The sequence below is a fragment of the Aureimonas psammosilenae genome (genome assembly GCF_009176975.1).
Taxonomy (GTDB): Bacteria; Pseudomonadota; Alphaproteobacteria; order Rhizobiales; family Rhizobiaceae; genus Plantimonas; species Plantimonas psammosilenae.
This window is the reverse complement of sequence record NZ_WEZG01000005.1, coordinates 161719-188318: the sequence shown is the minus strand read 5'-3', so window position 1 is coordinate 188318 and position 26600 is coordinate 161719. Positions and strand designations below refer to the sequence as shown.

29 protein-coding genes and 1 pseudogene are annotated in these 26600 nt (G+C 65.6%); 16 read left to right on the top strand and 14 right to left on the bottom strand.

Features of this window, described 5'->3' with window-relative positions; translation table 11 throughout:
- Positions 1-182 precede the first annotated feature (182 nt).
- Positions 183-1115 carry a GGDEF domain-containing protein gene (locus F9929_RS11480; RefSeq protein ID WP_193227714.1) on the top strand — a complete coding sequence of 311 codons (933 nt, stop codon included), beginning with the start codon at positions 183-185 and terminating at the stop codon, positions 1113-1115.
- Here the strand turns inward: F9929_RS11480 and dut are convergent.
- From dut to ubiE, 6 genes are read right to left on the bottom strand one after another with little or no spacing between them, the layout of a single operon-like run.
- Entirely contained in the window at positions 1034-1480 is a 447-nt protein-coding gene (gene dut, locus F9929_RS11475) for a dUTP diphosphatase (protein ID WP_235919216.1), read from the bottom strand. The genes F9929_RS11480 and dut overlap by 82 nt on opposite strands.
- On the bottom strand, positions 1477-2700 hold the full coding sequence (coaBC, locus tag F9929_RS11470) for a bifunctional phosphopantothenoylcysteine decarboxylase/phosphopantothenate--cysteine ligase CoaBC (protein ID WP_152046706.1): 1224 nt from the start codon (positions 2698-2700) through the stop codon (positions 1477-1479). The genes dut and coaBC overlap by 4 nt, the downstream gene beginning before the upstream one ends.
- On the bottom strand, positions 2697-3125 hold the full coding sequence (locus tag F9929_RS11465) for a type II toxin-antitoxin system VapC family toxin (protein ID WP_193227713.1): 429 nt from the start codon (positions 3123-3125) through the stop codon (positions 2697-2699). Before F9929_RS11465 ends, coaBC begins: the two co-directional genes overlap by 4 nt.
- Positions 3122-3388: a FitA-like ribbon-helix-helix domain-containing protein gene (locus F9929_RS11460; protein ID WP_152046704.1), complete on the bottom strand. Its 267-nt coding sequence runs from the start codon at positions 3386-3388 to the stop codon at positions 3122-3124. Before F9929_RS11460 ends, F9929_RS11465 begins: the two co-directional genes overlap by 4 nt.
- Positions 3389-3440: 52 nt before the next feature.
- A complete protein-coding gene (ubiB, locus tag F9929_RS11455) occupies positions 3441-5027 on the bottom strand; it encodes a 2-polyprenylphenol 6-hydroxylase (protein ID WP_152046703.1) in 1587 nt (528 codons plus the stop codon).
- A 4-nt stretch (positions 5028-5031) separates the two neighbouring features.
- Positions 5032-5811 (bottom strand): bifunctional demethylmenaquinone methyltransferase/2-methoxy-6-polyprenyl-1,4-benzoquinol methylase UbiE, encoded by a 780-nt coding sequence (ubiE, locus tag F9929_RS11450; protein ID WP_152046702.1) that lies wholly within the window; start codon positions 5809-5811, stop codon positions 5032-5034.
- A 110-nt stretch (positions 5812-5921) separates the two neighbouring features.
- Here ubiE and mutM point away from each other — a divergent pair, with 110 nt between their 5' ends.
- The 11 genes from mutM (at position 5922) to F9929_RS11400 (ending at position 14799) form a co-directional block, all read left to right on the top strand.
- Complete coding sequence (gene mutM / locus F9929_RS11445) at positions 5922-6830, top strand: bifunctional DNA-formamidopyrimidine glycosylase/DNA-(apurinic or apyrimidinic site) lyase (protein ID WP_152046701.1); 909 nt, start codon at positions 5922-5924, stop codon at positions 6828-6830.
- A 141-nt stretch (positions 6831-6971) separates the two neighbouring features.
- Entirely contained in the window at positions 6972-7253 is a 282-nt protein-coding gene (gene rpsT / locus F9929_RS11440) for a 30S ribosomal protein S20 (RefSeq protein ID WP_152046700.1), read from the top strand.
- Between the two features lie 677 nt (positions 7254-7930).
- Complete coding sequence (locus tag F9929_RS11435; protein WP_152046699.1) at positions 7931-8365, top strand: rhodanese-like domain-containing protein; 435 nt, start codon at positions 7931-7933, stop codon at positions 8363-8365.
- Entirely contained in the window at positions 8362-9927 is a 1566-nt protein-coding gene (dnaA, locus tag F9929_RS11430) for a chromosomal replication initiator protein DnaA (protein WP_152046698.1), read from the top strand. The genes F9929_RS11435 and dnaA overlap by 4 nt, the downstream gene beginning before the upstream one ends.
- A gap of 19 nt (positions 9928-9946) precedes the next feature.
- Complete coding sequence (locus F9929_RS23995; RefSeq protein WP_193227712.1) at positions 9947-10099, top strand: hypothetical protein; 153 nt, start codon at positions 9947-9949, stop codon at positions 10097-10099.
- 183 nt (positions 10100-10282) lie between these two features.
- Positions 10283-11401: a DNA polymerase III subunit beta gene (gene dnaN / locus F9929_RS11425; protein ID WP_152046697.1), complete on the top strand. Its 1119-nt coding sequence runs from the start codon at positions 10283-10285 to the stop codon at positions 11399-11401.
- A gap of 4 nt (positions 11402-11405) precedes the next feature.
- A complete protein-coding gene (gene recF / locus F9929_RS11420) occupies positions 11406-12551 on the top strand; it encodes a DNA replication/repair protein RecF (RefSeq protein WP_152046696.1) in 1146 nt (381 codons plus the stop codon).
- Positions 12548-13300, top strand: coding sequence for a HesA/MoeB/ThiF family protein (locus F9929_RS11415; protein WP_152046695.1), 753 nt, complete (start codon positions 12548-12550; stop codon positions 13298-13300). Before recF ends, F9929_RS11415 begins: the two co-directional genes overlap by 4 nt.
- Positions 13301-13304: 4 nt before the next feature.
- Positions 13305-13601 (top strand): putative quinol monooxygenase, encoded by a 297-nt coding sequence (locus F9929_RS11410; RefSeq protein ID WP_152046694.1) that lies wholly within the window; start codon positions 13305-13307, stop codon positions 13599-13601.
- Positions 13602-13606: 5 nt separating this feature from the next.
- Positions 13607-14293 (top strand): alpha/beta fold hydrolase, encoded by a 687-nt coding sequence (locus F9929_RS11405; RefSeq protein ID WP_193227711.1) that lies wholly within the window; start codon positions 13607-13609, stop codon positions 14291-14293.
- Positions 14293-14799, top strand: a complete 507-nt coding sequence (locus F9929_RS11400; RefSeq protein ID WP_152046692.1) for a DUF2937 family protein — start codon at positions 14293-14295, stop codon at positions 14797-14799. Before F9929_RS11405 ends, F9929_RS11400 begins: the two co-directional genes overlap by 1 nt.
- Here F9929_RS11400 and fabI read toward each other — a convergent pair.
- Genes fabI through fabA form a run of 3 tightly spaced genes read right to left on the bottom strand, consistent with a single transcriptional unit; the run spans position 14792 to position 17508 of the window.
- Positions 14792-15643, bottom strand: a complete 852-nt coding sequence (fabI, locus tag F9929_RS11395) for an enoyl-ACP reductase FabI (RefSeq protein WP_152046691.1) — start codon at positions 15641-15643, stop codon at positions 14792-14794. The genes F9929_RS11400 and fabI overlap by 8 nt on opposite strands.
- Positions 15644-15698: 55 nt before the next feature.
- Positions 15699-16922, bottom strand: coding sequence for a beta-ketoacyl-ACP synthase I (gene fabB / locus F9929_RS11390; RefSeq protein WP_152046690.1), 1224 nt, complete (start codon positions 16920-16922; stop codon positions 15699-15701).
- A gap of 58 nt (positions 16923-16980) precedes the next feature.
- On the bottom strand, positions 16981-17508 hold the full coding sequence (fabA, locus tag F9929_RS11385; protein WP_152046862.1) for a 3-hydroxyacyl-[acyl-carrier-protein] dehydratase FabA: 528 nt from the start codon (positions 17506-17508) through the stop codon (positions 16981-16983).
- Positions 17509-17641: 133 nt separating this feature from the next.
- On the opposite strand from fabA, the gene F9929_RS11380 reads away from it, so the two are divergent.
- Together F9929_RS11380 and irrA are read left to right on the top strand one after the other, a co-directional pair.
- Positions 17642-18082 (top strand): hypothetical protein, encoded by a 441-nt coding sequence (locus F9929_RS11380; protein WP_152046689.1) that lies wholly within the window; start codon positions 17642-17644, stop codon positions 18080-18082.
- Positions 18083-18191: 109 nt separating this feature from the next.
- On the top strand, positions 18192-18638 hold the full coding sequence (gene irrA / locus F9929_RS11375; protein ID WP_152046688.1) for an iron response transcriptional regulator IrrA: 447 nt from the start codon (positions 18192-18194) through the stop codon (positions 18636-18638).
- A 14-nt stretch (positions 18639-18652) separates the two neighbouring features.
- On the opposite strand, the pseudogene F9929_RS11370 reads toward irrA, so the two are convergent.
- Positions 18653-19186 (bottom strand): annotated as a pseudogene (locus F9929_RS11370) (AAA family ATPase); the annotation flags it as partial.
- A 402-nt stretch (positions 19187-19588) separates the two neighbouring features.
- Positions 19589-20182, bottom strand: coding sequence for an SH3 domain-containing protein (locus tag F9929_RS11365; RefSeq protein ID WP_152046687.1), 594 nt, complete (start codon positions 20180-20182; stop codon positions 19589-19591).
- A gap of 240 nt (positions 20183-20422) precedes the next feature.
- On the opposite strand from F9929_RS11365, the gene F9929_RS11360 reads away from it, so the two are divergent.
- Positions 20423-21409 (top strand): DUF808 domain-containing protein, encoded by a 987-nt coding sequence (locus F9929_RS11360; protein WP_152046686.1) that lies wholly within the window; start codon positions 20423-20425, stop codon positions 21407-21409.
- A gap of 91 nt (positions 21410-21500) precedes the next feature.
- On the opposite strand, the gene pnp is transcribed toward F9929_RS11360, so the two are convergent.
- The gene (gene pnp, locus F9929_RS11355; RefSeq protein WP_152046685.1) at positions 21501-23639 is read right to left on the bottom strand and encodes a polyribonucleotide nucleotidyltransferase; all 2139 of its coding nucleotides are present in this window, start codon (positions 23637-23639) and stop codon (positions 21501-21503) included.
- Between the two features lie 249 nt (positions 23640-23888).
- A complete protein-coding gene (rpsO, locus tag F9929_RS11350; RefSeq protein ID WP_152046684.1) occupies positions 23889-24158 on the bottom strand; it encodes a 30S ribosomal protein S15 in 270 nt (89 codons plus the stop codon).
- Positions 24159-24557: 399 nt separating this feature from the next.
- On the opposite strand from rpsO, the gene F9929_RS11345 reads away from it, so the two are divergent.
- Positions 24558-25700, top strand: coding sequence for a YcxB family protein (locus tag F9929_RS11345; protein ID WP_152046683.1), 1143 nt, complete (start codon positions 24558-24560; stop codon positions 25698-25700).
- A 65-nt stretch (positions 25701-25765) separates the two neighbouring features.
- Here F9929_RS11345 and F9929_RS11340 read toward each other — a convergent pair whose 3' ends face one another.
- The gene (locus F9929_RS11340) at positions 25766-26599 is read right to left on the bottom strand and encodes a PhzF family phenazine biosynthesis protein (RefSeq protein WP_152046682.1); all 834 of its coding nucleotides are present in this window, start codon (positions 26597-26599) and stop codon (positions 25766-25768) included.
- Between the last annotated feature and the right edge of the window lies 1 nt (position 26600).

Below are 26600 nucleotides of genomic sequence, written 5' to 3'. Positions count from 1 at the left end.
TAGGACGCCCGCCCTCTTCTGCCGAGAACGGAAATGTTGCCGCGCACCGTCTCCTTGGAAAGACCTACCGCGCCGGTAGCTTAAAGGGGAGGAGCATTCCGGTGGGCGCTCTTCACGCTTTGGTAACCAAGAAAGGAGGAAATAGAGCCTATCCGTTGCCGAACGTCCGGAACAAAAGCGCCGTGGAACCTTCCAGCCGAATCCTTCGCTTCATGGGCGAGCTTGCCGGGCTCACGGCCTTCGTGATGGCGCTGACCCTGATCGGCGCATGGCATCATTTCGACGGCTTCACGACGGCCGGCGGCAGCGAAGCGACGAGCTTCGCACTGATCGTCCTGGCCTTGTCCTCGATCCCGGTCCAGGCTTATCTGGCCCTGCGCATCCTGCCGCTGATCCGCCGCAACGCGCGGTTGAAGCGTCTGGCGACGGAAGACAGCGTCACCGGCCTCCTGAACCAGATGACGTTCCGCACGAGCTTCAACATCGAGGCGTCGCGTCTTGGCCGACCGGGGGACGACCGGGCCGCGACCTTCATGATCGTCAGCATCGACCATTTCAAGCGCATCCACGACTCGCTCGGCCACGGCACGGGCGACCGGGCGCTGCGCCTCGTGGCGACCATGCTGAAGAACGCGGTCGGGCCGGACGACCTTGTCGGGCGCATCGGCGCCGAGGAGTTCGGCATTCTCCTGCGCGAAGCCGATTTCGGCGTGGCGCGCGCCCTTTGCGACACGCTGCGCGCCAATGCCGAGGCCTTGGTGGTCGGCCCCAAGAACGCCGCCCGCAATCTTTCGATCTCGATCGGCGGCGTGTCCTTCGCCACGCCCCTCCCCTTCGAGACCCTGTTCGCGGCCTCCGACGTCAACCTCTTCCGCGCCAAGCAGACCGGGCGCGACCGCAGCGTTCTCACCAACGCCGTGCGCGTGATCCGCAAGGCCGGCGACAATCGTGGCGCGACACGCATGCTGGCAGGTGGCGCCAACAACAACGGCATCGACGGCCGCATCCTGGCGCGGGCCGTGGTGCCGAGCGTTCAAACGCCGGTGGAGCCGAAGCCGCCCGTGCCGCGCGCCGTGAGGCCGAGTTCGGCGGCTTCCGTGAAGCTCGCGAGCTGAACCGGCGCCAAGACGATCTGCGCGATCCGGTCGCCGTGCCGGATCGCGAAAGGCTCGTTCCCGAGATTGACCAGAATCGCCATCACCTCGCCGCGATAATCGCTGTCCACCGTGCCCGGCGTGTTGAGAACCGTGACGCCGTGTTTCAAGGCGAGCCCTGAGCGCGGCCGCACTTGGATCTCGAAACCTTCCGGCACCTCGAAGGCAAAGCCCGAGGGCACCGCCGCGCGGCTTCCGGGCTCGATCACCATGGGCTCGGCGAGCGCGGCGCGCAGATCGGCGCCGGCCGCCCCTCCCGTGGCATAGGACGGCAAGGGCAGGTCGCCCGCATGGGGCAGGCGCTTCAGGCGGACCACGGGTTTCACGTGGCGCTCTCCGCAAGCCGGTCCGCGATGAGGTCCGTCAGCCGCCGCCCCACGTCCTCCTTCGACATCAACGGCCATGTCTCGATGCCATCGCGGGTGACGAGGTGAACGGAGTTTTCCGTGCCGCCCATGACGCTGCCGCCTTCCTCGTTCGTCGCGACATCGTTGGCGATGATGATGTCGGCCCCCTTGCGGTCGAGCTTCGATAAGGCATTGGCGAGAAGGTCGTGTGTTTCGGCCGCAAAGCCCACGACCAGGCGCGGGCGCTTCTCGTGATGGCCGACCGTTGCCAGGATGTCCGGGTTCTCGGCAAATTGCAGCGCCAGGGGCGGAACGCCCGGCGCCTTCTTCAGCTTCTGCGCCGCCGTATCGGCGGGGCGCCAGTCGGCGACGGCCGCCACGAACACCGCCGCGTCGGCCGGCAGCGCGGCTTCGACGCCGGCCAGCATTTCCAGCGCCGTTTCCACCTTCACCAGCGAAACGCCGGCCGGGGTCGGGATCGAAACGGGACCGGACACCAGCGTCACTTCGGCGCCCGCGGCGGCGAGCGCTCCGGCGATGGCGTGTCCCTGCCGCCCGGACGAACGGTTGGCGATGAAGCGCACCGGGTCGATCGGCTCGTGCGTCGGCCCGGAGGTCACGACGACGCGCCGGCCCGACAAACGCCGGCCGCCGGCGAAGAGTTCTTCCAAGGCATCGGCGATCTCGGTCGGCTCGGCCATGCGCCCGAGACCCGATTCGCCGCGCTCGGCCATTTCGCCGCTTTTCGGCCCGACGAAGCGCACGCCATCGGCCAGGAGGCGCTCGGCATTGCGGTGCGTGGCGGGATGCGCCCACATCGCCGGGTTCATGGCGGGAGCGATCAGGATCGGCGCTCGCGCGGCCAGAAGCACCGCGCCGGCGAGATCGTCCGCCAGACCGCTCGCCATCTTCGCCATGCGATCGGCGGTGGCGGGCGCCAGCAGGATCGCGTCGGCTTCCCGCGCGAGGCGGATATGACCCACATCCTGTTCGTCCTCGCGGGCGAAGAGTTCGGTGAAGACGTGCCCGCCGGCCAAGGCCCCGACGGCGAGCGGCGTCACGAATTCCTGCGCGCCCTTCGTCATCACCGGCACGACATGGGCGCCGCGCTCCTTCAAGCGGCGGATGAGATCCAGCGCCTTGTAGGCCGCGATGCCGCCCCCGACGATGAGGACGATGCGTTTGGAATCGAGGCTCATGCCGAACCGCCCTGCCATGGATCGATGATGTCGAGATCGGCGCCGTCGAAGTCGCGGATGTTGCGCGTGGCGAGCGTCGCGCGGTGCCGCAGCGCGATGCCGGCGATCAGCGAATCGGCCACCGCGACGGGCCGTCCCGCCTTCTGACGCTGGGCCCGGAAGGTCGCCGCCAACGAGGCGCTTTGGATGTCGAGTGGAAGAACGCGCTGGGGCCCCAAGGATTCCACGAACTCCTCGATCAGATCGCGGAGGTCCGAGCGCCGCCGGGATGGCGGCATCAGCGACAATCCGAACTGCCATTCGAAATAGGACAGGGTCGTGACGGCGAGATCGTCTTTCGACTGTCGGGCGACCCAACGTTCGACGCGCTCGTCGGCATTCTGCCGAACGAGTTCCGAAACGACATTCGTATCGAGAACGATCATTCGCCGAAATCGACCGGTCTGTCTTTCCATTCGGTCCGATCGAAGATCGGAATATCGCCCCCGCCGCCATGCTTGGCTTTCAGCCGCTGAATGAACTCAAGCGCGCTTTCCCTGGACGATCCTTCGACCGACACCTCGTTCACCACCTGATCGGCGAGCGCCCGGCGTGCCTCCTCCTCGATGGAGCGCCCGGTGCGGATCGAGCGGGCGCGCAGCCAGCGCTCCGTCTGGGGATCGATGTCCGGGATGGTCAGGGTCGTCACGGCAAGGCTCCTCGGCTGGCGCGAAGATAAAGGCGGCACGCGGCCGCCGCAATCAATAGCCGGCCAGAAGCGCCCCTGCGATGACGATCAGGGCCAGAGCCGTCAGCCATTGCGCGATATGGGCCGAGATGATGCCGAGCTTGGTTTCCTTCACGAGTTCCACCAGCGTGTCGTCGTTGAGGCGGATACCGTTCTCGATGAGTTCGGGCAGTTCCTTGGACAGGATCTCCAGTCCGACGGCGGCGTCCGGCAAGCGATGGGCGAGCCGAAGCAGTGCTTCGATCCCGGCCCTGGCGTCGCGCAGCTTGGCGGCAGGCCCGAGTTCTCCGAGGATGTAGGCGGAAACGACGGGCTCGGCCGCCACCCACATATTGAACTTCGGGTCCAGTGAGCGCGCGACGCCTTCCACCACCACCATGGTCTTCTGGAGAAGCACGAGTTCGGGGCGCGTCCTCATGTCGAAGAGTTCCGTCACCTCGAACAGGAGGGTCAGGAGATGGCCCATGGAGATGGTTTCGGCCGGCTGGCCATGGATCGGCTCGCCGATCGCGCGGAGCGCCTGCGCGAAGGACAGAACGTCCTGCCCGCGCGGCACGTAGCCCGCCTCGAAATGTACCTCCGCTACGCGCCGATAATCGCGCCGGATGAAGCCGTAGAGGATTTCGGCGAGGAACCGCCTGGAATCCGCACTCAAGCGGCCGACGATGCCGAGATCGACGGCGACGATCGTGCCGTCCGGGGCCACGAAGAGATTGCCCGGATGCATGTCGGCGTGGAAGAAGCCGTCGCGCATGGAATGGCGCAGGAAGCTCTGCACCACGGCGACGCCGAGCGCCGGCAGGTCGTGCCCCGCCGCGGCCAGCGCCGGCACGTTGTTCATCTTGATCCCGTCCACCCATTCCATGGTCAGGACGTCGCGGCCGGTGCGCTCCCAGTCGACGGACGGCACGCGAAAGCCTTTGTCCTCGGCGATGTTCTCGCCCATTTCCGACAAGGCGGCGGCTTCGAGGCGCAGGTCCATCTCGATGCGGGTGGACTGCGCCAGCGTTTCCACGACCGCGACGGGCCGCAGACGCCGGGTGGCCGGAACGAAGCGCTCCAACTGCCGGGCCATGAAGGCGAAGGTGTCGAGCTCGCGGCGGAAGGCGACGCGCACGCCCGGCCGCACCACCTTCACCGCGACGTCGCGGATGCCTTCGGGGGTGGCGACGGTGGCGCGGTGCACCTGCGCGATGGAAGCGGCCCCCACCACCTCGCCGAGTTCGACGTAAAGGTCCTCGATGCGCCGGCCGAGCGTCAACTCGATCTCCTCGATGCCCTTGTCACGGGCGAAGGGCGGCACGCGGTCCTGAAGGCCGGTGAGCTGGTTGGCGATGCGCGTGCCGACGATATCGGGCCGCGTGGCGAGGAACTGGCCGAGCTTTACATAAGAGGGGCCAAGCCGGTTCAGCGCGCGCGACAGATTCGCCGAGCCCGCGCGATCGTCGGAGGAAGGCTTGGCGAGGAACCCCGCGAACCGCCATGCCAGCATGGGGCCCGGCGCCAACCCGTCGGCGGGCAGCGAGGAGATGACGCCCTCCCGCGCCAGAACGAAGAGGGCTCTGATCAGTGCCAGGGTGCCGCGAACCGGATTGGGCAATGTTCTAGATCTTCCAGCCCGAATGGATCGCGGCGATGCCGCCGGAAAGATTGCGGTGCTGGACGCGCTCGAACCCGGCGCGCCGGATGGTGGCCGCGAAGTTCGCCTGGTTGGGAAAGCGGCGGATGGATTCCACGAGATATTGGTAGGAATCGCGGTCCTTGGCGACGGCCTCGCCAATCGCGGGGATCGCCTTGAAGCTCCAGAGATCGTAGATCTTGTCGAGAACCGGCATGTCGACCTCGGAAAATTCCAGGCACAGGAAGCGCCCGCCGGGTTTCAGGACGCGATAGGCCTCGGCCAGCGCCAGATCGATGCGCGGCACGTTGCGGATGCCAAACGCGATCGTATAGGCGTCGAACGTGTCGTCCGGCAGCGTCAGACTTTCCGCATTGCCTTCCACGAAGGAAAGGTTGGCGGCCAGCCCACGCTTCTCGGCGCGCTCGGCGCCGACGCCCAGCATGGACGCGTTGATGTCGAGAACGGTGCCCGTCGCCCGACGGCCGGACGCTTCCAGAATGCGGAAGGCGACGTCGCCCGTGCCGCCCGCGACATCCACGAAACGCCAGCCGGGCCGGCGCGAAGGGGCGAGCCAAGCCACCATCGCCGCCTTCCAGGCACGATGAAGACCGGCCGACATCAGGTCGTTCATCAGGTCGTAGCGCTCGGCCACGCGGTGAAACACGTCGTTGACCCGCGCCTGCTTTTCTTCCACGCCGGACACCGTCGAGAAGCCGTAGCTCGTCGTCATGCCTTCCGCACCGGTGGTTCGGCTTGCCGACATCGCGCCCACTCCTGTTTCCCTGTTCATTGGCCCGGCACTACCTGAAGAACGGCGCGCATGCCATCTTCGTCGTGCGCTGCATCAATTCTCAGCCAAGGACGTAAACGCCGATGCCCGAATTGCCAGAGGTCGAGACGGTGCGTCGCGGCCTCCAGCCCTTCATGGAAGGCGCCACCATGCGCGAGGTGGTGCTGACGCGCACCAAGCTGCGCTTCGCTCTGCCGGAAGATTTCGCCGCGCAACTGACGGGGCGCCGGGTGGAATCGCTGTCGCGGCGGGCGAAGTATCTCGTCGCCCATCTCGCCCCAGAGGAGAATTGCGAGGCGCTGGTTCTGGCGATGCATCTCGGCATGTCCGGCTCCTTTCGCATCGAGACGCCGTCCTCGTCCATCGTGCCGGGCGTCTTCGCCCATCCACGTTCGGAAGTGCGCAAGCACGATCATGTCGTGTTTCGCCTCGACGCGCCGCAATGGGGCGAGGTCGATATCGTCTTCAACGATCCGCGCCGCTTCGGCTTCATGACCCTGATGGCGGCGAGCGAGATCGGCGAGCATCCGCATTTCAAGGGCCTCGGCATCGAGCCGACCGGCAACGCGTTGGACGGAACGGTGCTCGCCCGGCTTTTCGCCGGCAAGGCCGCGCCCTTGAAGGCCGTGCTTCTCGACCAGCGACTCGTGGCGGGGCTCGGCAACATCTATGTCTGCGAGGCGCTTTGGCGCTCGCGCCTATCCCCGCGCCGGGCGGCCGGGACGCTGGTGAAGGCGGACGGGACACCGACGCAACGCCTCGACGACCTCGCTCTCCACGTGCGCGAAACGATCCGCGACGCGATCGAGGCGGGCGGCTCGTCTTTGAGGGATTATCGGCAGGCCGACGGCACGATGGGCCTTTTCCAGCATTCCTTCGCCGTCTACGGGCGCGAAGGCGAGCCTTGTCAGCGGCAGACATGCGCGGGCGTCGTCCAGCGCATCACCCAATCGGGGCGCTCCACCTTCTTTTGCCCGGTCTGCCAGCGCTGAATTGCAAGGATCGGATTGACGCCGCAGGGGGCTCATGCCTATAACGCGCCCACCTTCGGCGGTGCCTCCGGCGCCGTCCTTGTTGTTGCGCCAGCCTCCAAGGTTTCTCGGCGCTGGACCACGTGACGAGAGAGACATCCCATGGCCAATACGCCGTCGGCCAAGAAGGCCACGCGCAAGATCGCGCGGCGCACCGAGATCAACCGCGACCGCCGTTCGCGCGTCCGCACCTTCCTGCGCAAGGTCGAGGAAGCCATCGCTTCCGGCGACAAGGAAGCCGCGCAGACCGCTTTCCGCGCTGCAGAGCCCGAATTGGCCCGTGCCGTGACGAAGGGCGTGTTCCACAAGAACACCGCTTCCCGCAAGATTTCCCGCCTGTCCGGCCGCGTGAAGGCCATCGGCGCCGCGGCCGCCGCCTCCTAAGGCGCGAAACGGAAGTCCTAAAGTTTCGTTGAAGGCTCGGCATCGCCGGGCCTTTTTCGATTCCAGCCCGCTGCAAGCTTGTTGAGATTATATTAATCCGAGCAGCGAGGCGGGGCGCAGAGCGAAAGTTCTTCGCGTCAAGCGCGACAGAATCGCCCTCGAATCCGCTATCGCAGAAAAAATGCAGCTTTTGCAATGGCTTGCGCGAGGTCGGATAAATCCGCCGCAAAGCCGGCTAAGCGATTTTTTGCGGAACGCTGAGTCAAGCGGACGCACCCCCGACCCTTGAAAAATAATTTTGCCGCAATTGGCAGAGCGGCACGCGTATGGATTCAGCTAACTGAATCATATCCTTGCGTTTTCCGCCGCCGTTTACCCGTATGACGAGTCTGCGACAGTTGCGATGCGCGCTCCGCGATTCACTCTTTCGACCGGTTGCGGCCTCGTCATCCCTCCCATAGCGTTTTCCCCAGAACAAGCCTGTGGGAAACGGCCGAGGGGCATGTGTGGCCTGGAAGACTCGAAAGGACATTCCGTCTGCGACCCATTCGCCTCGCAGCCGGAAACCTTGACGAAATTGGTTAAACGTTAAGCCTTCCAGCCTACCCGTCACCATCCTGTCTTAGTCCGTTGCCCCCGCAGCGCAGTGCCGTTCCGGCCGCGTCGAAGGATCTGTCATGAGTGGAAACTACGAAGACGACGTCACGGTCACGGATTGCTGGTCGGCGCTGTCGAGCGATCCCGACGCCTTTCTGATCGACGTGCGCACTTCGGCCGAATGGAACTTCGTTGGCGTGCCGACGACGCCCGGCGATTCCCATCCCGTTCTTCTGGCGGAATGGCAGAGCTATCCCTCGATGGCGGTCGACCCGTCCTTCGTGGAGGATGTCACCCAGCACATCCTGCGCAGCGGCGGCACGAAGGAGTCGCGCTTGTTCTTCCTTTGCCGCTCGGGCGCCCGTTCGATGGCGAGCGCCGGCGCATTGACGGGAGCCGGCTTTCTTCATTGCTTCAACGTCCTTGGCGGCTTCGAGGGGCCGGTGGACCCCGACGGCCATCGCGGCACGGTGGCCGGCTGGAAGGCCGAAGGCCTGCCGTGGAGCCAACGATGAGCCTTCTCGCTCACGCCAAAGCGCCGGCCGCCTTTCGGACCGGTTCGATCGACACGCATGGGACGCATTTGGGAATGAAAGATCACTCGGAAGGCGCAGGCACTGGACGCTCGACGGCCGAAATCCACGAGCGGGTCAATGCGCGCTTGAAGGCGCAGCTCGGCCAGGACGCCTTCGCGAGCTGGTTCCAGCGCATGCTGATCGACGAGATCGGCAAGGGCACGGTGCGCGTTTCCGTTCCCACCGCCTTTCTGAAGACCTGGATTCGCTCGCATTACAGCCAGATCCTCGATGCGATCTTCGCGGAAGAAGTGCCCGGCACGCTGCGCGTGGAAGTGGCGGTGAGGAGCGCGGTGCGAAGCGCCTCCGCCCGGATGCCCGCTCCAGCCCCGCAGGCGTCCGGCTTCGGCAGCGCCGCGCCCGCCGCCCCGCGCCCCGTTGGCGAGATGACACCCGCCGAAGCGCCGCGCCCGGTGCGTGAAGCGCCGGTACGGGAAGTGCAGGCGGCCACCGCCCCCGAATTCGGCTCGCCGCTCGATCCGCGCTATCTCTTCTCGAACTTCGTGGAAGGCGCGGCCAACCGCGTGGCGCTCGCCGCCGGCATGGCCATCGCCGAGAACGGGCCGCAGGCGGTGCGCTTCAACCCGCTCTTCATCCATGCGAGCGTCGGCCTCGGCAAGACCCACCTTCTCCAGGCCATCGCCAATGCCTGCGTGGCGCGTCCCGACCGGCCGCGCGTCGTGTACCTGACGGCCGAATATTTCATGTGGCGCTTCGCCACCGCGATCCGCGACAACCAGGCCCTGTCCTTCAAGGAAAACCTGCGCGGCATCGACATCCTCATCATCGACGACATGCAGTTCCTTCAGGGCAAGTCGATCCAGCAGGAGTTCTGTCACCTCCTCAACGCCCTGATCGATTCGGCCAAGCAGGTCGTGGTCGCGGCCGACCGTCCGGCCTTCGAGCTGGAATCGCTCGACAGCCGCGTGCGCTCGCGCCTTGCCGGCGGCGTCGGCATCGAGATGGCGGTGCCCGACTTCGAGATGCGCAAGGGCATTCTGGAAGCGCGCATCGGCCAGATGAAGACCGAGGACCCGAGCTTCCGCATCGAGGAGCGGGCGGTGGAAACCATCGCCCGCCGCGTCATCGGCTCGGGGAGAGACGTGGAAGGCGCGTTCAACCAGATCGCCTTCCGCCATTCGGTCGGCCAGCCCTTGTCCGCCGAGCATCTGGACGACCTCCTGAACTCGCTCACCCGGACGGGCGGCGAGAAGCGGGTGCGCGTCGAGGACATCCTGAAATTCGTGTCGCGGCACTACAACGTGTCGAAGACCGACATCCTGTCGGCGCGCCGCACCCGCTCCATCGTGCGCCCGCGCCAGATCGCGATGTATCTGGCGAAAACCATGACGCCGCGCTCCCTGCCCGAGATCGGGCGCCGCTTCGGCGGGCGCGACCATACGACGGTGCTTCATGCGGTGCGCAAGATCGAGGCCGAGCGCCTCGCCGACGAGAAGCTCGGCGAGGAACTGGACCTCATCCGCCGCATGATCGAGGAATAAGGCGGGGGACACCGCTTCCATGGCCGACGTGATCGCTTTCGGGCTCTTCGCCGCCATCGCGATCGCGTTCATCGGCTTCGCCATCCGCCGGGACGGCCGCCGGGGAGATGCCGGAGGCGGAGGCGGCGATGACGGTTGCGACGGCGATGGGGGCGGCGACGGCGGCGATTGAGAATCCCCGAGACCGCCGGCCCGAAGCGACTTATCCCGACGCCCATATGCCGAAGGATTAAGGTTGAGACGGAAGGGTCGGGGATGCCCGCCCCTTTTCCTTTGAAATGCCGGGCGGACCCGCTAGAACACAAGACCCTGCCGGCCTTCCACGCCGGACGCTTCCCAAACGGGTCCTGTCGTCATGCGTATCCTGATCGAACGATCGAACCTTCTGAAAACGCTTGCCCACGTTCACCGCGTGGTGGAACGGCGCAACACCATTCCGATCCTGTCCAACGTCCTGCTGCGGACGGACGAGGGTGTTCTGCGTTTGAAGGCGACCGATCTCGACCTCGAAATCACCGAATCCGTGCCGGCCGAAGCCGAGCAGCCCGGCGGCACGACGGTTCCCGCCCATCTTCTCTACGACATCGTCCGAAAGCTGCCCGAAGGCTCCGAGGTGCGCCTGTCGACGGGTTCCGACAACGCGCAGATGACCGTTTCCGCCGGCCGCGTCAATTTCCGCCTCCAGTGTCTGCCGGAAGCCGACTTCCCCGACATCACGGCCGGCACCTTCTCTCATTCCTTCCAGATGCCGGCAGCCGATCTTCTGCGCCTCATCGAGCGCACGCAGTTCGCGATCTCCACGGAAGAAACGCGCTATTACCTGAACGGCATCTTCCTTCACACGCTGGAATCGGTGGGCGAGCTTCGCCTTCGCGCGGTTGCGACCGACGGGCACCGCCTCGCGCGCGCCGAGATCGCCGCCCCGAACGGCTCGGAAGGTATGCCGGGCATCATCATTCCGCGAAAGACCGTGGGCGAGCTTCAAAAGCTTCTCGGCGACGCGGAAGACACGATCTCGGTGGAACTCTCTGACTCCAAGATCCGCTTCACCATCGGGCCGGTGGTGCTGACCTCCAAGCTCATCGACGGCACCTTCCCGGATTACCAGCGCGTCATTCCGCAGAACAACGACAAGGCGCTGACGCTCGACCGGCAGAGCTTCTCGGCCGCCGTGGATCGCGTGTCGACCATCTCGTCCGAGCGCGGCCGCGCCGTGAAGCTGGCGCTTGGAAGCGGCCAGCTCACCCTCACCGTCAACTCGCCGGATGCCGGCACCGCGACGGAGGAACTCGCGGTCGGCTACGATTCGGACGATCTCGAGATCGGCTTCAACGCGCGCTATCTCCTCGACATCGCGGGCCAGCTCGCGGGCGAGGAAACGGTCTTCATGCTGGCCGATCCCGGCTCGCCCACCCTGATCCGCGACCAGAGCGACGAAGGCACGCTCTATGTCCTGATGCCGATGCGGGTCTGATACGATCGATTCCAGTCATCCCGAAGGGCGGACCGGCCTGACGCGGCTCGGCCTCGTCGACTTCCGCAACTATTCCACCCTCGACGTGACGCTCGACCGCCGCTTCGTGGTGCTGGCCGGCGACAACGGCGCGGGCAAGACCAACTTCATGGAGGCGGTCTCGCTTCTGACCCCCGGCCGGGGCCTTCGCCGCGTCAACTACGGCGAGATGGCGCGGGCCGGCGGCAGCGGCGGCTTTGCCGTGCGCGCCTGGGGAGAAGGCGCGCTCGGTGAAGTGCGCCTCGCGACGCTGGTGCGCCCGGAAAACGGCGAAGGCGCACAGCGCAGCGTGCGCGTGGACGAAACGCAGGCGAGAAGCGCCGACGAGCTTCTGGATCACCTGCGCATCCTTTGGCTGACGCCCGCCATGGACGGCCTCTTCACGGGACCCGCCGGCGACCGTCGCCGGTTTCTCGACCGCATGGTGCTGGCCATCGACCCGGCGCATGGCCGGCGCGCGGCCGATTACGAGCGCGCCATGCGCCAGCGCAACCGTCTTCTGTCCGAGCCGCGTCCCGACGAGGTCTGGCTGGACGGCATCGAAACGCAGATGGCCGAGCTTGGCGTCGCGACCGTTCTGGCGCGCGCCGAACTCGTCGGGCTTCTCGCCGCGATGATCGCCGAGATGCCGGACGACGGCCCCTTCCCCAAAGCCGACCTGACGCTCGAAGGAGGCTATGGCACGGCCTTCGCGGCAACCGCGGCGAGCGACATGGAGGACGAGGCGCGTCTCACCCTTCGCCGCGCCCGCGCCCTCGACGCGCGCGCCGGCCGCACGCTGGAAGGTCCGCACCGCGCCGATCTCGCCGTGTTCCACCGCGCCAAGGCGATGCCCGCCGCCTTGTCTTCCACCGGCGAGCAGAAGGCGCTTCTGATCGGTCTCGTTCTTGCTCATGCGCGACTGGTGCGCGCGGTCGGGGGCGTCGCGCCGATCCTGCTTCTGGACGAGATCGCGGCCCATCTCGATCCCGGTCGGCGCGCGGCTTTGTTCGATATCGTGGAAGGCCTCGACGTCCAGTCCTTCATGACCGGCACGGACGCTGCCTTGTTCGACGCGCTCGGCAGCCGGGCGCAGCATCTGACCGTTTCCAACGGAAGGGTCGAGGGATGACGCTGTCTGGAGACGAGATCGAGCGCTATGCCCGCCATATCGTGCTGCCGGAGATCGGCGGCGCGGGCCAGCAGAAGCTGAAAAGCGCGAGGGTTCTCGTGATCGGCGCGGGCGGCCTCGGCTCGCCCATTATCCTTTATCTCGCCGCCGCCGGAATCGGCACGATCGGCGTCGCCGACGACGACGCGGTTTCCCTCTCCAACCTTCAACGGCAGGTGCTTCACGGGACAGCGGATCTCGGTCGCCCGAAGGTCGACAGCGCGCACGATGCCGCCCTGCGAATCAACCCGCATGTTTCCCTTGTTCCCCACCAGATGCGGCTGACCGAAACGAACGCGGCGCAGATCATCGAGACCTACGATCTCGTTCTCGACGGCTCGGACAATTTCGCGACGCGCTTCCTTCTGGCCGATACCTGCGCGGCCTTGCGGAAGCCGCTCGTGACGGCGGCGGTGAACCGCTTTTCCGGCTCCCTCACGACGCTCCTGCCCTTCCGAAACGACAACCCGTCTTATCGCGACCTTTTCCCCGCCCCGCCCCCCGAAGGACTCGTTCCTTCCTGCGCGGAGGCCGGCATTCTCGGCGTCGTCACCGGCGTTCTCGGCACGCTTGCGGCCACCGAAGCGATCAAGCTCATCACCGGCATCGGTCGCCCGCTCGTCGGGCGTCTTCTCATGATCGACGCGCTGGACATGCGCTTCGAAACGATCAACTACCGGCGCAAACGCCGCGCCATCCCGAAGGACTGAACGCATGCTCCACCTGATCGCCACGATCCGCATCAAGCCCGGCACGGTGAACGAGGTCGCGAAGGCCGCGATCCCGTGCATCGAAGCGACGCGCAAGGAACAGGGCTGCATCCGCTACGACATGCTGGTGGACGTGATGGACGAGACCAACGTGACATTCGTGGAAGAATGGGAAAGCCGCGCGCTTCTCGACGCCCATGTGCGCTCGGCGCATGTGAAGGCGTGGCACGAGGCCGGCAAACCCTTCATCGTCTCGGAGCATATCGCCGTCATCACGCCTGCGAAGATCGAAGGGCTCTGAGGCGAATGCCGCGCATCGTCTTCGTGCCGGCCTTCGCCTGCGACGAGGCGCTCTACGCGCCGTTGGCGGCAGCCCTCGGGCCCGACTTTCCCAGCCGGACCGTGGTGCCCGCCAAACGGACGATGCGCGAATGCGCCGAGGACGTGTTGGAACAAGCCGGCGACGGGAGCTTCATCGTCTGCGGCACGAGCTTCGGCGGCCATGTGGCCCGCGAACTCGCGTTTCTGGCGCCGGACAAGGTCGCCGGCCTCGTTGTGATGGGCGCGGGTGCCGCCGCCCCGGCGGACCCGGCTCCGACGGACAAGAGACGCGCCGCCATCGAGGCCGGCCGTCAGGCCGAAATGCTGGCCGACATGGCCGAGAGCATCGTCTTCGAACCGGAAGGCCGTGGGCGGGACGCCGCCGAGACCTTCCGCGCGATAGTCGCACGCGCGACCCCGGAACTCCTTCTGGCGCAGAACGAGGCGCTCGCCACGCGGCCTGGACGGGAAAGCGGGCTTTCCACGATCCGCATGCCTTCGCTGATGCTCTGGGGCGAACACGACCGCTTCTCGCCGCCCAGTGCCGGCATCGCGATGGCGCAAGCCATGCCCGATGCCGAGTTCGTTCTTCTGCCCGATTGCGGGCATCTGCCGAGCCTCGAGAAGACGGATGCAGTCGCGGCCACGATCCGCCGGCGTTTCGGCGCCTGATGCGCCTTCTCGCCCGCATCATCGGCGCGGCGTTCGGGCTCTTTCTGTTCAGCCAGTCGGCGGAGTTCACGCAGCAATATCTGCAAAGGCTCGGCGGCGCGGCCGACGCACTGCGCGACGTGGTTCGACGCTTCGACGAGGGCGCGAGCGCCGAAGCGCTGACCCGTGAGGAGGCCGTGACGCGTCTGAAATCCTCGCCCGACCGTCTGGTTTCGCGCCAGGGCAGCGACGCCGAGGCGACGATCCTTGCTTTCACCGTCACGGAACGGCGCTATCGCGGGCTTCTGGACACCGCCCCGCTGTTGCGGCCGTTCGAAGCGCTCGGTGATTTCGATACGGAGATCGCGGCCAGCGCGCTCAGCGATTTCCGCCCTGCCCTTCCGGTCACGCCGGACGGTCTGGCGCTGACCGGGCTCGGATTTCTTCTCGGCTGGGGCGCAGGCGGCGGGGTCGCCGGAGCGGTTCGGCGTCTCGCCCGTCGCCGGAAAGTCCGTAGCCTTACTTGACGACTTCGGCTGCAGCCGCCGGCCCGTCCACGATCACCGCCCGCTGTTCCTGCACCTTCAACTCGTCCAAGGCCGGCATGGACATGATGTTGTAGCCGGAATCGACATAGTGGATCTCGCCGGTCACGCCGTTGGCGAGGTCCGAGAGAAGGTAGAGCACCGCGCCGCCGACCTCGTCGATGGTCACGTTGCGGCGCAGCGGCGCGTTCTTGCGCTGGTAGTTGAACATCAACCGCGCATCCGACACGCCGGCCCCCGCCAGCGTCCGCACCGGCCCTGCCGACACGGCGTTGACGCGGATGTTGCGCGGCCCGTAATCGGCCGCCAGATAGCGCACGGAGGCTTCCAGCGCGGCTTTCGCGACGCCCATGACGTTGTAGTTCGGCATGACGCGCGTCGAGCCGCCATAGGTCAGCGTCAGGACGGAGCCGCCCGTGGTCATCAGTTCGGCGGCGCGGCGCGTGATCTCGGTGAAGGAGAAGCAGGAGATCAGCATGGTGCGCGAGAAGTTCTCGCGCGACGTATCGGCGTAAAGGCCCTTCAGTTCGTTCTTATCGGAAAATGCGAGCGCGTGGACGACGAAGTCGAGCCCACCCCACTCTTCCTTGATTCGGGCGAAGACGGCATCCACGGACGCGATGTCCTCCACGTCGCAGTCGAGAAGGAGGTTGGCGTCGATTTCGGCGGCGAGCGGGCGAACGCGCTTGCCGAAAGCATCGCCCTGATAGGTCAGCGCGACCTGCGCGCCGTGGGCGTGGAGCGCCTTGGCCGCGCCCCAGGCGATCGAGTTGTGGTTCGCGACGCCCATCACGAGACCGCGCTTGCCCTTCAAAAGATCGCCCATGCCTACCCCTGCTTTTTCTTGTTCGGGCAATCGCCGCGCCTTTGAAATCTTAAGATCAGTTCGCGAAACGACGGAAGACCAGCGTCGCGTTGGTGCCACCGAATCCGAAGGAATTCGACAAAGCGAGGTCGATCTTGGCATTGTCGATGCGCTGGCGCACGATCGGAACGCCGTCGAATTCCGGATCGAGCTCGGAGATATGCGCGCTTTCGCCGATGAAGCCGGCCTGCATCATCAGAAGCGAATAGATCGATTCCTGAACGCCCGCCGCGCCGAGCGAATGGCCGGTCAGCGACTTGGTGGACTGGATATGCGGCATGCGATCGCCGAAGACCTCGCGGATCGCGCCGATCTCCTTGGAGTCGCCGACCGGCGTCGAGGTGCCGTGCGTGTTGATGTAATCGACGTCGCCCTCGACCCCCTGAAGGGCCTGACGCATGCAGCGCGCCGCGCCCTCGCCCGACGGAGCGACCATGTCGTAGCCGTCCGAAGTCGCGCCATAGCCGACAACCTCGGCATAGATTTTCGCGCCGCGCGCCTTCGCCCGCTCCAGTTCCTCCAGAACGAGAACGCCGGCGCCCCCGGCGATCACGAAGCCGTCGCGGTTCTTGTCATAGGCCCGCGACGCGACATCCGGTGTTTCGTTGAAGTCCGAGGACATGGCGCCCATGGCGTCGAAGAGGTTCGACATGGTCCAGTCGAGATCTTCGTGACCGCCGGCGAACATCACGTCCTGCTTGCCCCACTGGATCATCTCCACCGCGTTGCCGATGCAGTGTGCGGAGGTCGAGCAGGCCGACGAGATCGAATAGTTGACGCCGTGGATCTTGAACCACGTGGCGAGCGTCGCCGAGGCCGTGGAGGACATGGCTTTCGGCACCGCGAACGGGCCGATGCGCTTCGGCGAGGTGTTCTTGCGGGTGATGTCGGCGGCTTCCACCAGCACCTTGGTGGAGGGACCGCCCGATCCCATGATGATGCCGGTGCGCTCGTTGCCCGAGATGTCTTTTTCTTCCAGGCCCGAATCGGCGATGGCCTGCTTCATCGCGACATGGTTCCACGCGCCGCCCTGGCTGAGGAACCGCATGGCGCGCCGGTCCACCAGCTCGCTCGGATCGAGCGACGGCTTGCCCCACACACGGCATTTGAAGCCGTGCTCTGCGAAATCAGGAGAGAAGGTGATGCCGGATTTCGCTTCGCGCAGCGAAGCCAAAACCTCAGCGGCGTCGTTGCCGATCGACGACACGATGCCCATTCCGGTCACGACGACACGCTTCATCAGTTCCATTCTCCGAAATTCGGGGCCGAAGGCTTTAAGTTCGCGGGCGGATGCGGCCTCAGCCGCCGCTCGCCTCGTCCTGATCCACGAACAAGCCGACCCTCAGATCGCTTGCCCTATAGATGACCTCGCCATCGGCCTTCATCCAGCCCTCGGCGATGCCGAGCTTCAGCTTGGAGCGCATCACGCGCCGGAACTCCACACCGTATTCCACGAGCTTGACCTTAGGCGTCACCTGACCGGTGAACTTCACCTCGCCGACGCCGAGGGCGCGCCCGCGCCCCGGCTCGCCGAGCCAGCCGAGATAGAAGCCCGTCATCTGCCACAAGGCGTCGAGGCCGAGACAGCCCGGCATCACCGGATCGCCCTCGAAATGGCAGCCGAAGAACCAGAGATCGGGGCGGACGTCGAATTCCGCCTTGATCGAGCCCTTGCCGAACTGGCCACCATCGGTGGTCACTTCCGTGATGCGGTCGAACATCAGCATCGGCGGCAGCGGTAGCTGCGCGTTGCCCGGCCCGAACAGCCGTCCATGCCCGCAGGAGATGAGGTCGTCGTAGTCGAAGCTGTTCTTTTCGAGTGCCATCGTCATCCGGTCCCGATCCGGCCGGGGCCGGTGTCGCGCGAGCCTCTAGCAGAGAACTCCAAGAAGGTGAACGCATGTTAGGAAACGTGTACGGGTCGAAACGAAGGTTTCTTGCGAAGGATGCCCCCGATCGATGCCGAAACTTCCCCTCCTCCTCGTTTTCCATGCCCTTCTTACACCTTTGCCGGCCGTTGCCGCCGATGGCTGGGCGTTTCGAACGGAAGGGGGCGCGAAGGCCGGCTACGTCGCCGATGGCGGCTGGGCGGGTCTCTGGTTCGCCTGCACGCCGGAAGGGCGACGGCTTTTCGTATCGGCCGGGAAAACGCCTCGGCAAACGGGAATCGAGCGAACCGTGATTCTCGACGTCGACGGCACCGCTTTTCTTCAGAGAATGCGCACCGACAGCGGTTCGTCCACGTTGTCCCGCCCGCTGACGGCAGCGGAAGCCGGCGCCCTCGGGGCAGCGCTCGCCAAGGGCAAGCGGGCCGAGATCGCCATGCCCGCCGGGCGCTTCGTCCTGCCGCTGAACGGCTCGGGCAAGGCGATGGCCGCCTTCGCGGCGGCATGCGGATAAGAAAGGAATGGGGTTATCGGCGGGACAAGCCGTCACCATATCTTGCGTGGAATGGCTTTTTCCCGATAGAAGTCAACCGAATGACACGAAGTGCGGAAAGACGGTGACGATGGACGTTCGAGGTCGGAAGCAGGGTTTCTGCGTGTTCGAGCGGTTGCGCGCCGCCGGGCTTCGTCCGACGCGCCAACGTGTCGCCCTTTGTAACCTGATCTTTTCCAAGGGCGACCGGCATCTTTCGGCCGAAGAACTCTACGAGGAAGCGCACAAGGCCGGTGAGTCGGTGTCGCTCGCCACCGTCTACAACACGCTGCACCAGTTCACCGATTCCGGCATCGTGCGGCCGCTGACCGGCGAAGGCCAGCGCACCTATTTCGACACCAACACCTCCGATCATCATCACTTCTTCATCGAGGAAGACAACCAGATGATCGACATCCCGGACGGCACGATGCGGCTCGACAGCCTGCCGGAAGCGCCGGAAGGCATGGAGATCGTCAATATCGACATCGTCGTGCGCCTGCGCCGCAAGCCGGGTGCGCCGAAGCTTTCCAGCTGAGGCTCAATCGACCTCAAGCGCCGGAGCACGAAGTCGGCGCGCGTTTCCACATCCGTTTTCGGCAGAATCAGCGTCTCGTAACCGAGCGCCGGGTAAAGCGCGGCCAGCCGCTCGTATTCGGCGACCGCCTCGCCCAACCCATGCCTGCGCGCGTCGTCCGCGATATGGATTTCCGGCCAGGGCGGCGTGAGAAAGACGCGGTCGTCGTAGCGGTTCGTTCGGCTGAGGCATTCCGGCAGCGCCTCGCCGGCATGATGCAGGAGCGCCGCCGCCGCATCGATCAAGCCGCGATCGAAGAACACCAGACCGGACGACGGCGCGGCTGCAAAATCATCGAGCGCCAGCGCGAAGGCGCGGCGGGCGAAAGCGCCCATGTCGATCCAGGGCAGCGCCGTGCCGCTTCTCGCCTGCTCCTGCGCCACGACCCGCCGTCCCGGCTCTTCCACGACGGCATGGCCCCGGCGGCGCAACGCTTCCAGAAGCGTCGACTTGCCGCCGCCCGAGCATCCGGAGATCACGACGCGGCGCACTGAGCGCCCGCGACCCATATGGTCATCTCTCCCCATCTCAGCAGTAACCGCCCTCTTCAAAAACGAGGGAAACGAGTTCTCCCTGCCGACCGACGCAATAAGACGCCGTCAGAACGTTCGCGCATCCTTCGAACCGTCGAAGCGAGAGGCTTTTCCTTTCGCATCCATCTCGCAAGCCTTCGTTCGTCGGCAGCCAAAGCCCGTCGGCAGCCTTTCCTACGAACCAGACTTCGAATTGCGACGCATTCGATCCGATCGGAAACGAATGAGCCGCCTCGGCCTTCAATTGCCTTGTTTCCGCCAGGAAGCGGAAAGGCGGGAGCAAAAGGCATCCTGCCGCAATCGAGCAAGCCAATATCGCAGGAACCGGGAAGAGTATCCGGAATAAGCGATTCATGATCCGCGCGACGTTTCCAGGAACTAGAACTTCTCGTCCGGATAAACGCCCCAGATGTCGTTCTGGTGGACATAGCCCTTGCGGCCCGAAATCTCCACTTGGCACCAGGAAAAGGCGCATTCCCTGACCTTCGACACGACGCCGGGCTCCATCTTGGCGACGAGCGAGGAGTCTTCGGCCGCGCTGCGACGCACGTCGATGGTGGTGGCCTTGCCCGTCAGCCAGGGGGCGGCGATGCCGGTGCGAGTGCCGCTCAGCAGCGAATGGTAGACCCAGCCCTCCGTTCCTTCCGAATCGCGGATGCGACGCCAAAGCTCGAATTCCTGCACGATCTCCACCGGCAGGCCCGGCTTCATGTAGAGCCAGGACACGGCGTAGTCCTTGCCCGGACCGACCCGAAGGTTCACGCGCGCCGACTTCAGCGACACGAAACGCGGCAGCGGCAGCTTGGAATGCGCGCCGGCTTCTGCAGCGCTTTCCGCCGTTTCCTCTTCCGGCGCGGCGCCGGCTTCCTCGCCCGTGGCGGCGAACCCACTATGGGTGGACAGGCCGGTTGCGGCCATCGCCACGAGAACGAGAGCGAGAAGACTGCGAAGGAAGGGGCGCGGGGCGGACATGGCGGGTTTCGATCTCCACGGATGACCGAATCCCGAGCGCCTCCCGATCTGGGCGCGGCATGGCTTCAGGAGTCGGACGAGCCGTCGAAGCGTGGCGGCGGATTTGTCCACCCTCGCCCTTCGGCACGCAGACTATCGCCGAACGGGGTTAACGAGCGGTTTCGAGGAGGGTCGCCGATCTTGCCCCCATCCAGGCTTTTCGCGCTATCTTGCCGCCAACCGAAATAAAACGAGGTTGCCGTGAGCATCGGATTGATCGCGCTTCTGGACGACATCGCGGCACTTGCGAAAGTCTCGGCGGCATCGCTGGACGATGTCGCGGCGCAAGCCGCCAAGGCGGGGGCCAAGGCCGCGGGTGTCGTGATCGACGACGCGGCGGTCACGCCCCGCTATGTCGTCGGCTTCTCGCCCGATCGCGAACTTCCCATCGTCTGGCGCATCGCGCGCGGCTCGCTGATCAACAAGCTCGTATTCCTGCTTCCCGGCGGCCTCCTGCTCGGCGCCTTCGCGCCCTGGGCGATCACGCCCCTTCTGATGCTCGGCGGGCTTTATCTCGCCTATGAGGGCGCCGAGAAAATCTACGAGATGGTGGTGCCCCACGAGGCGCACGCCCACGAAGCCAAGATCGGCACCCTCGTCCCGAACGCCAAGACGCTGGAGGACGAGCGGGTGGCGAGCGCCATCAAGACCGACTTCATCCTGTCGGCCGAGATCATGGCGATCACCCTCGCCGGCCTGTCGGAAGGCACGATCCTGATGCAGGCCGCCGTGATGGCGGTGGTCGCGATCGGCATCACGGTCGCGGTCTACGGCGCGGTGGCGCTGATCGTGAAGGCGGACGATGCGGGCGTCGCTCTCGCCCGGCGCGGCACCGGCGCGCTGGCAAGCCTCGGACGCGGTCTGGTGCGGGGAATGCCGGGGTTCCTCAAGGGTCTGGCGATCCTCGGCACGGCGGCGATGGTGTGGGTCGGCGGCGGCATCATCGTCCACAGCCTCGCGGGCTACGGGCTGGCCGGTCCCGAGCATCTGATCCACGACATCGCGGTGGCGGCGGGCCATGCCCTCCCCTTCGCGGGCGGTGAGGTGGAATGGCTGGTGACGGCGCTCGGCTCCGGCATTGTCGGCCTCGCCGCCGGCTTCGCCCTGATCCCGATCGTCGGCAAGGTGCTGGCCCCGCTCTGGAAGGCGCTGACCGGCCTCCGCTCGGTTCAGGAAAAGGCGGGCTGAAAGTTCGAGCCCTCCTGTTCCGGCAACGAAAAAGGCCCGGCGATTTGCACCACCGGGCCTTTCGTCATTCAAGTGACGGGAAGCGCCATGATCAGGCGGCGTCTTCCTCGCCGGCGGGCTTCTTCAGCTCTTCGCCGGTTTCCTGGTCGACCACGCGCATCGACAGGCGCACCTTGCCGCGCTCGTCGAAGCCCATGAGCTTCACCCAGACCTTCTGGCCTTCCTTGACGACGTCGGTCGTCTTGGCGACGCGGCCGGCGCCGAGCTGGGAGATGTGGACGAGACCGTCGCGCGAACCGAAGAAGTTGACGAAGGCGCCGAACTCGACGGTCTTCACCACGGTGCCCTCGTAGATCGCGCCGACTTCCGGCTCGGCCACGATGGAATGAATCCACTTCTTGGCCGCCTCGATCTCCTTGCCGGAGGCCGATGCGATCTTGATCGTGCCGTCATCCTCGATGTTGATCTTGGCACCGGTCTTTTCCACGATCTCGCGGATGACCTTGCCGCCCGAACCGATCACGTCGCGGATCTTATCAACCGGGATGTTCATCACCTCGATGCGCGGCGCGAACTCGCCGAGCTGGCCGCGCGATTCCGACAGAGCCTTCGACATCTCGCCGAGGATGTGGATACGCCCGCCCTTGGCCTGATCCAGCGCGATGCGCATGATCTCCTCGGTGATGCCCTGGATCTTGATGTCCATCTGCAGCGAGGTGATGCCGTTCTCGGTGCCCGCGACCTTGAAATCCATGTCGCCGAGATGATCCTCGTCGCCGAGAATGTCGCTGAGAACCGCGAAGCGCTCGTCTTCCTTGATGAGGCCCATCGCGATGCCCGCCACCGGACGCGTCAGCGGAACGCCCGCATCCATCAGGGCCAGCGAGGTGCCGCAAACGGTCGCCATGGAGGACGAGCCGTTCGACTCGGTGACTTCCGAAACGGCGCGCAGCGTGTAGGGGAAGGCTTCCTTGGCCGGCAGCATCGGGTGGATGGCGCGCCAGGCGAGCTTGCCGTGGCCGATCTCGCGGCGGCCGGGCGAACCCATGCGGCCGGTTTCGCCGACCGAATAGGGCGGGAAGTTGTAGTGAAGGAGGAAGGTCTCCTTGTAGGTGCCGGTCAACGAATCGACGAACTGCTCGTCTTCGCCGGTGCCGAGCGTCGCGACGACGAGCGCCTGCGTTTCGCCGCGCGTGAAGAGCGCCGAACCGTGGGTGCGCGGCAGCACGCCGACTTCCGAGACGATCGGGCGGACGGTCGACAGGTCACGGCCGTCGATGCGCAACTGCGTGTCGAGGATGTTCCAGCGCACGATCTTGGCCTGGAGCTCCTTGAACACCGTGCCGACCTGCTCCTTGGTGTAGGTCGTGGTCTCGGCGCCTTCGGGAAGGAAGTGGCCGGTGACCTTGGCCTTCACCGCGTCCACGGCGGCGTAGCGGGCCTGCTTGTCGGTGTTCTTGTAGGCTTCGCGCAGCTCGTTCTCCACGAGTTGCAGCATTTCGCCTTCCAGCGCCGAATGATCGGGGGCCGTGAAGTCGCGCGGCTCCTTGGCGGCGGTCTCGGCGAGCTTGATGATCGCGTCGATCACCGGCTGGAAGCCCTTGTGGCCGAAGGTCACCGCGCCGAGCATGACCGACTCGTCGAGTTCCTGCGCTTCCGATTCGACCATCATCACGGCTTCGCCCGTACCGGCGACGACGAGGTCGAGCTTCGACTCCGGCATCTCATCGACATGCGGATTGAGCTTGTACTCGCCGTTGATGTAGCCGACGCGCGCCGCGCCGATCGGGCCCATGAAGGGCACGCCGGACAGGGTCAGGGCGGCGGAAGCCGCGACCATGGCGAGGACGTCCGGATCGTTCTCCAGATCGTGCTGGAGGACGGTGACGACGACCTGCGTGTCGTTCTTGTAGCCCGCGGCGAAGAGCGGACGGATCGGACGGTCGATCAGGCGGGAAACCAGGGTTTCCTTCTCGGACGGGCGTCCTTCGCGCTTGAAGTAGCCGCCGGGGATCTTGCCGGCCGCAAACGCCTTTTCCTGGTAGTTGACGGTCAGCGGAAAGAAGTCGAAGCCGACCTTCGGCTTCTTTTCCGACACGACGGTCGCCAGAACCGCGCTTTCGCCATAGGTGGCGAGCACGGCGCCGTCGGCCTGACGCGCGATCTTGCCGGTTTCCAGGGTGAGGCGGCGGCCGCCCCAATCGATTTCAACCTTATGGGTCTTGAACATATCTTGCCTTCCATTGCGGCCCCGGCTCGATAACAAGAGCCCGGCGACCGCCGGTCGCATTTTTCGGTTTGGAAGCGCCCATGGGCAAGACAGCGGGAGGCTCGGGTGAGCCTCCGGCAATCCTGCCCCATGACCGTTCCGGTTCGGGTTCGCCGGCGCGGCCGAGCCGGCGCCGGGTGGTCGGGAGCGGGTCGGCTCCATAAGGGATCGGCGGGCTCGTTGCCGGCCCGCCGATCCGAAACTCAGGTCTTAGCGGCGCAGGCCCAGGCGACCGATCAGGGTGTTGTAACGCCCTTCGTCGCGGCTCTTCAGGTAGTCGAGGAGCCGGCGGCGGGTCGAGACCATCTTCAGGAGGCCGCGACGCGAATGGTTGTCCTTCTTGTGGCCCTTGAAGTGCTCGGTCAGGTTCGAGATGCGCTCGGACAGGAGCGCGACCTGCACTTCCGGAGAACCGGAATCGCCGTCCTTGGTGGCGTAGTCCTTGATGAGCTCGGCCTTGCGCTCAGCAGTGATCGACATCGGAAATCCCTTTCTTGGATGGGAGTGTTCGGTCGCCCAAGGCCGGGATGTCGTCCAGCGAGGGCCGTGAAAAGCGCAAGAAAGGCGGATGACGCAGTCCGACGCTGACGCCGATATAGTCGATATAGGATGCAAGCGCCAGTACAGTTCGCCAAGCGGCGCTCCAGCCTTTCGGCGCGGGCTACGCGTACGTTCGATGGTTACTTCCTGAAAGGAATGGTCATCGCAAACCTTCGAGGCGACGATATATCGGTCCGATGGGCGCTCGACGTCCAAGCATCTAATAAAACGTCGGCCTTCTAAACGGATCCTCCTTTGGTCAGAGTTCCCAACGTATCGCGGACCGACGCTTCGGCGCTAACGCCATTGACGTTCGACGTTCGTCTAACCCGTGTCCAGATGGCGCGCGGCATCCTCCTAGCAGCAGATCTAGATCCCGAGCGTATGCAGCGATCCGTTTCGCCAATCGCCATCGGGACGGCAATTTTCCTAATTGCTCTCGGCTCCTTTTCCATCTGGCACACCGATGCTCGTGCGAGCCCCATCGCCGCGTCGGCGGTTCTGCCCGTCATCGCTCTGGCCGCATTTCTGGCGTTACTCCTTTGGATCGGCATCGCCGGCTTGGCGCGGTCGCACGTGCGGATGAACTCCGGTTTGCTGGCGAAACGTGGTGTGCCGGACGTCCTCTCCATCAACTATGAATTCATGCCGACCGGCATTCTGGCTCGGATCGGCCAACGCCAGCTTTTCCAGCCATCGCGCAGTTTTTCCCGTCTTGCCGAAACCGCCGAACTCGTGGTTCTCGTCAGTCATGCGGCGCGCGAGCCGGTAATCCTGCCGAAGGATCAGTTGAGCGAGGACCAGATCGCCAGTGCCAAACGCTGGGCGGATGTCGCCCTATCACAAGCGTCGTCGTCGACATCCCGGCCGAGCGAATCTGCGGCGTCCGAAGAGGACACCTCGCGGCCGGGTGTGTCGCAGCTACGATATATCCTGAAGGAGGAGGATCACCTCCAGGAAATCCTGCACAGCTTCCAGCGTTTCTATACGCCAGGGACCTGGGTTCTTCGCGTGATCCTCCCTTGGCTCTTGCTCTGTCTGGCGATCCAGATGGTTCCGATGGTGATCTGGGCCATCGACCTGCGCAGGCCGCCTTTGAGCATCGCCATGGCGGATTTCGTCGACGGGTTTCCTTGGGGCGGATGGATTTGGGCGGCAGTGGCGGCAGTCGGCGCGATTGGGTTCTACGCGACCCGCTCGCCGTCGCTCCGCTCCTATGCGCAGGGAATGAAAGAGACGGTCTATGCGTCCGATTCGGATTACGACGAGGTCGTCGTCGAACTCGATGCGGACGGAGCGTTGTTCCGACAGGCCGACTATCGGGACCTGATACCGCGTTCCGAAATCGCGGCGATCGAGGAGCGCCCAGACCATCTCGTCATCGTGACGCGCTCAGGGGCGCATTACGCCCTCCCGAAACGGGCGTTCGTGGAAGATACGGAAGAAGTCGTCCGTCGATTATCCCCTTCGCCAACCGCATAGCGATCGACATCCGCCGAGATTGGCGAGCGCCGATAACCATAGCCTTGGACCCAAACGGCGCGCCCTTAAAGCTCCAACACCCCGTCGATCATGATCGAGACCGCGCCGCCGATCAGGACGTCCCCGCCCCTCGGGGTGACGCGGACGCGGCCGAGGCGGCCGATGGCGGTGCCCTGCGCGACCGTCACGGCGTCCGGCAACCGCCCTTCCGCCAGCATCCAGCGGGCGAGAGCGGCGTTCAGCGAGCCGGTGATCGGGTCCTCGTTCATGCCGCTGGAAGGCGCCAGCATCCGTACCTCGTAGGCGCATTCTCCGCCCGGCGCATGCGCTCCGATGAGGCCGACCGGGCGGTGCTCCGGCCAGCGCACCTTCGTGGCATCCACCGCCAGCACGTCTTGCGCGCTGGCGAGTTCCAGAACCTGCCACACCGGCCCGTTGTCGAGAAGCGCGGTGCGCAGAATACGCTCACGCGGAATCTCCAGCGCATCCGCGATATCGGCGAGCGCTTCGTCACTGAGCGGCTCGATCTTCGTCGGCGGCGCGGTGAAGGCCGGCTCCTCCCCGGTGACATCGATCTCCACGATGCCGATCGGGCATTCCTGGCGAACGATCCCCGGCTCGCGTGGGCTTCCACCGGCATGGAGCCAGGTCATGCAGCTTCCCAGCGTCGGATGCCCCGCGAAGGGCATCTCGCGAACCGGCGTGAAGATCCGCACCCTGTAGTCGGCGCGCGGGTCTTCCGGCGGCAGGAGGAAGGTCGTTTCGGCGAGGTTCGTCCAAGCCGCGAAGTTCTGCATCGCCTCGGCCGAAAGACCTTGCGCTTCCACCACCACGGCGAGGCCGTTGCCGCGCGCTGGAGTGCGCGAGAAGACATCGCACTGAACGAACCGCCGCTTCATG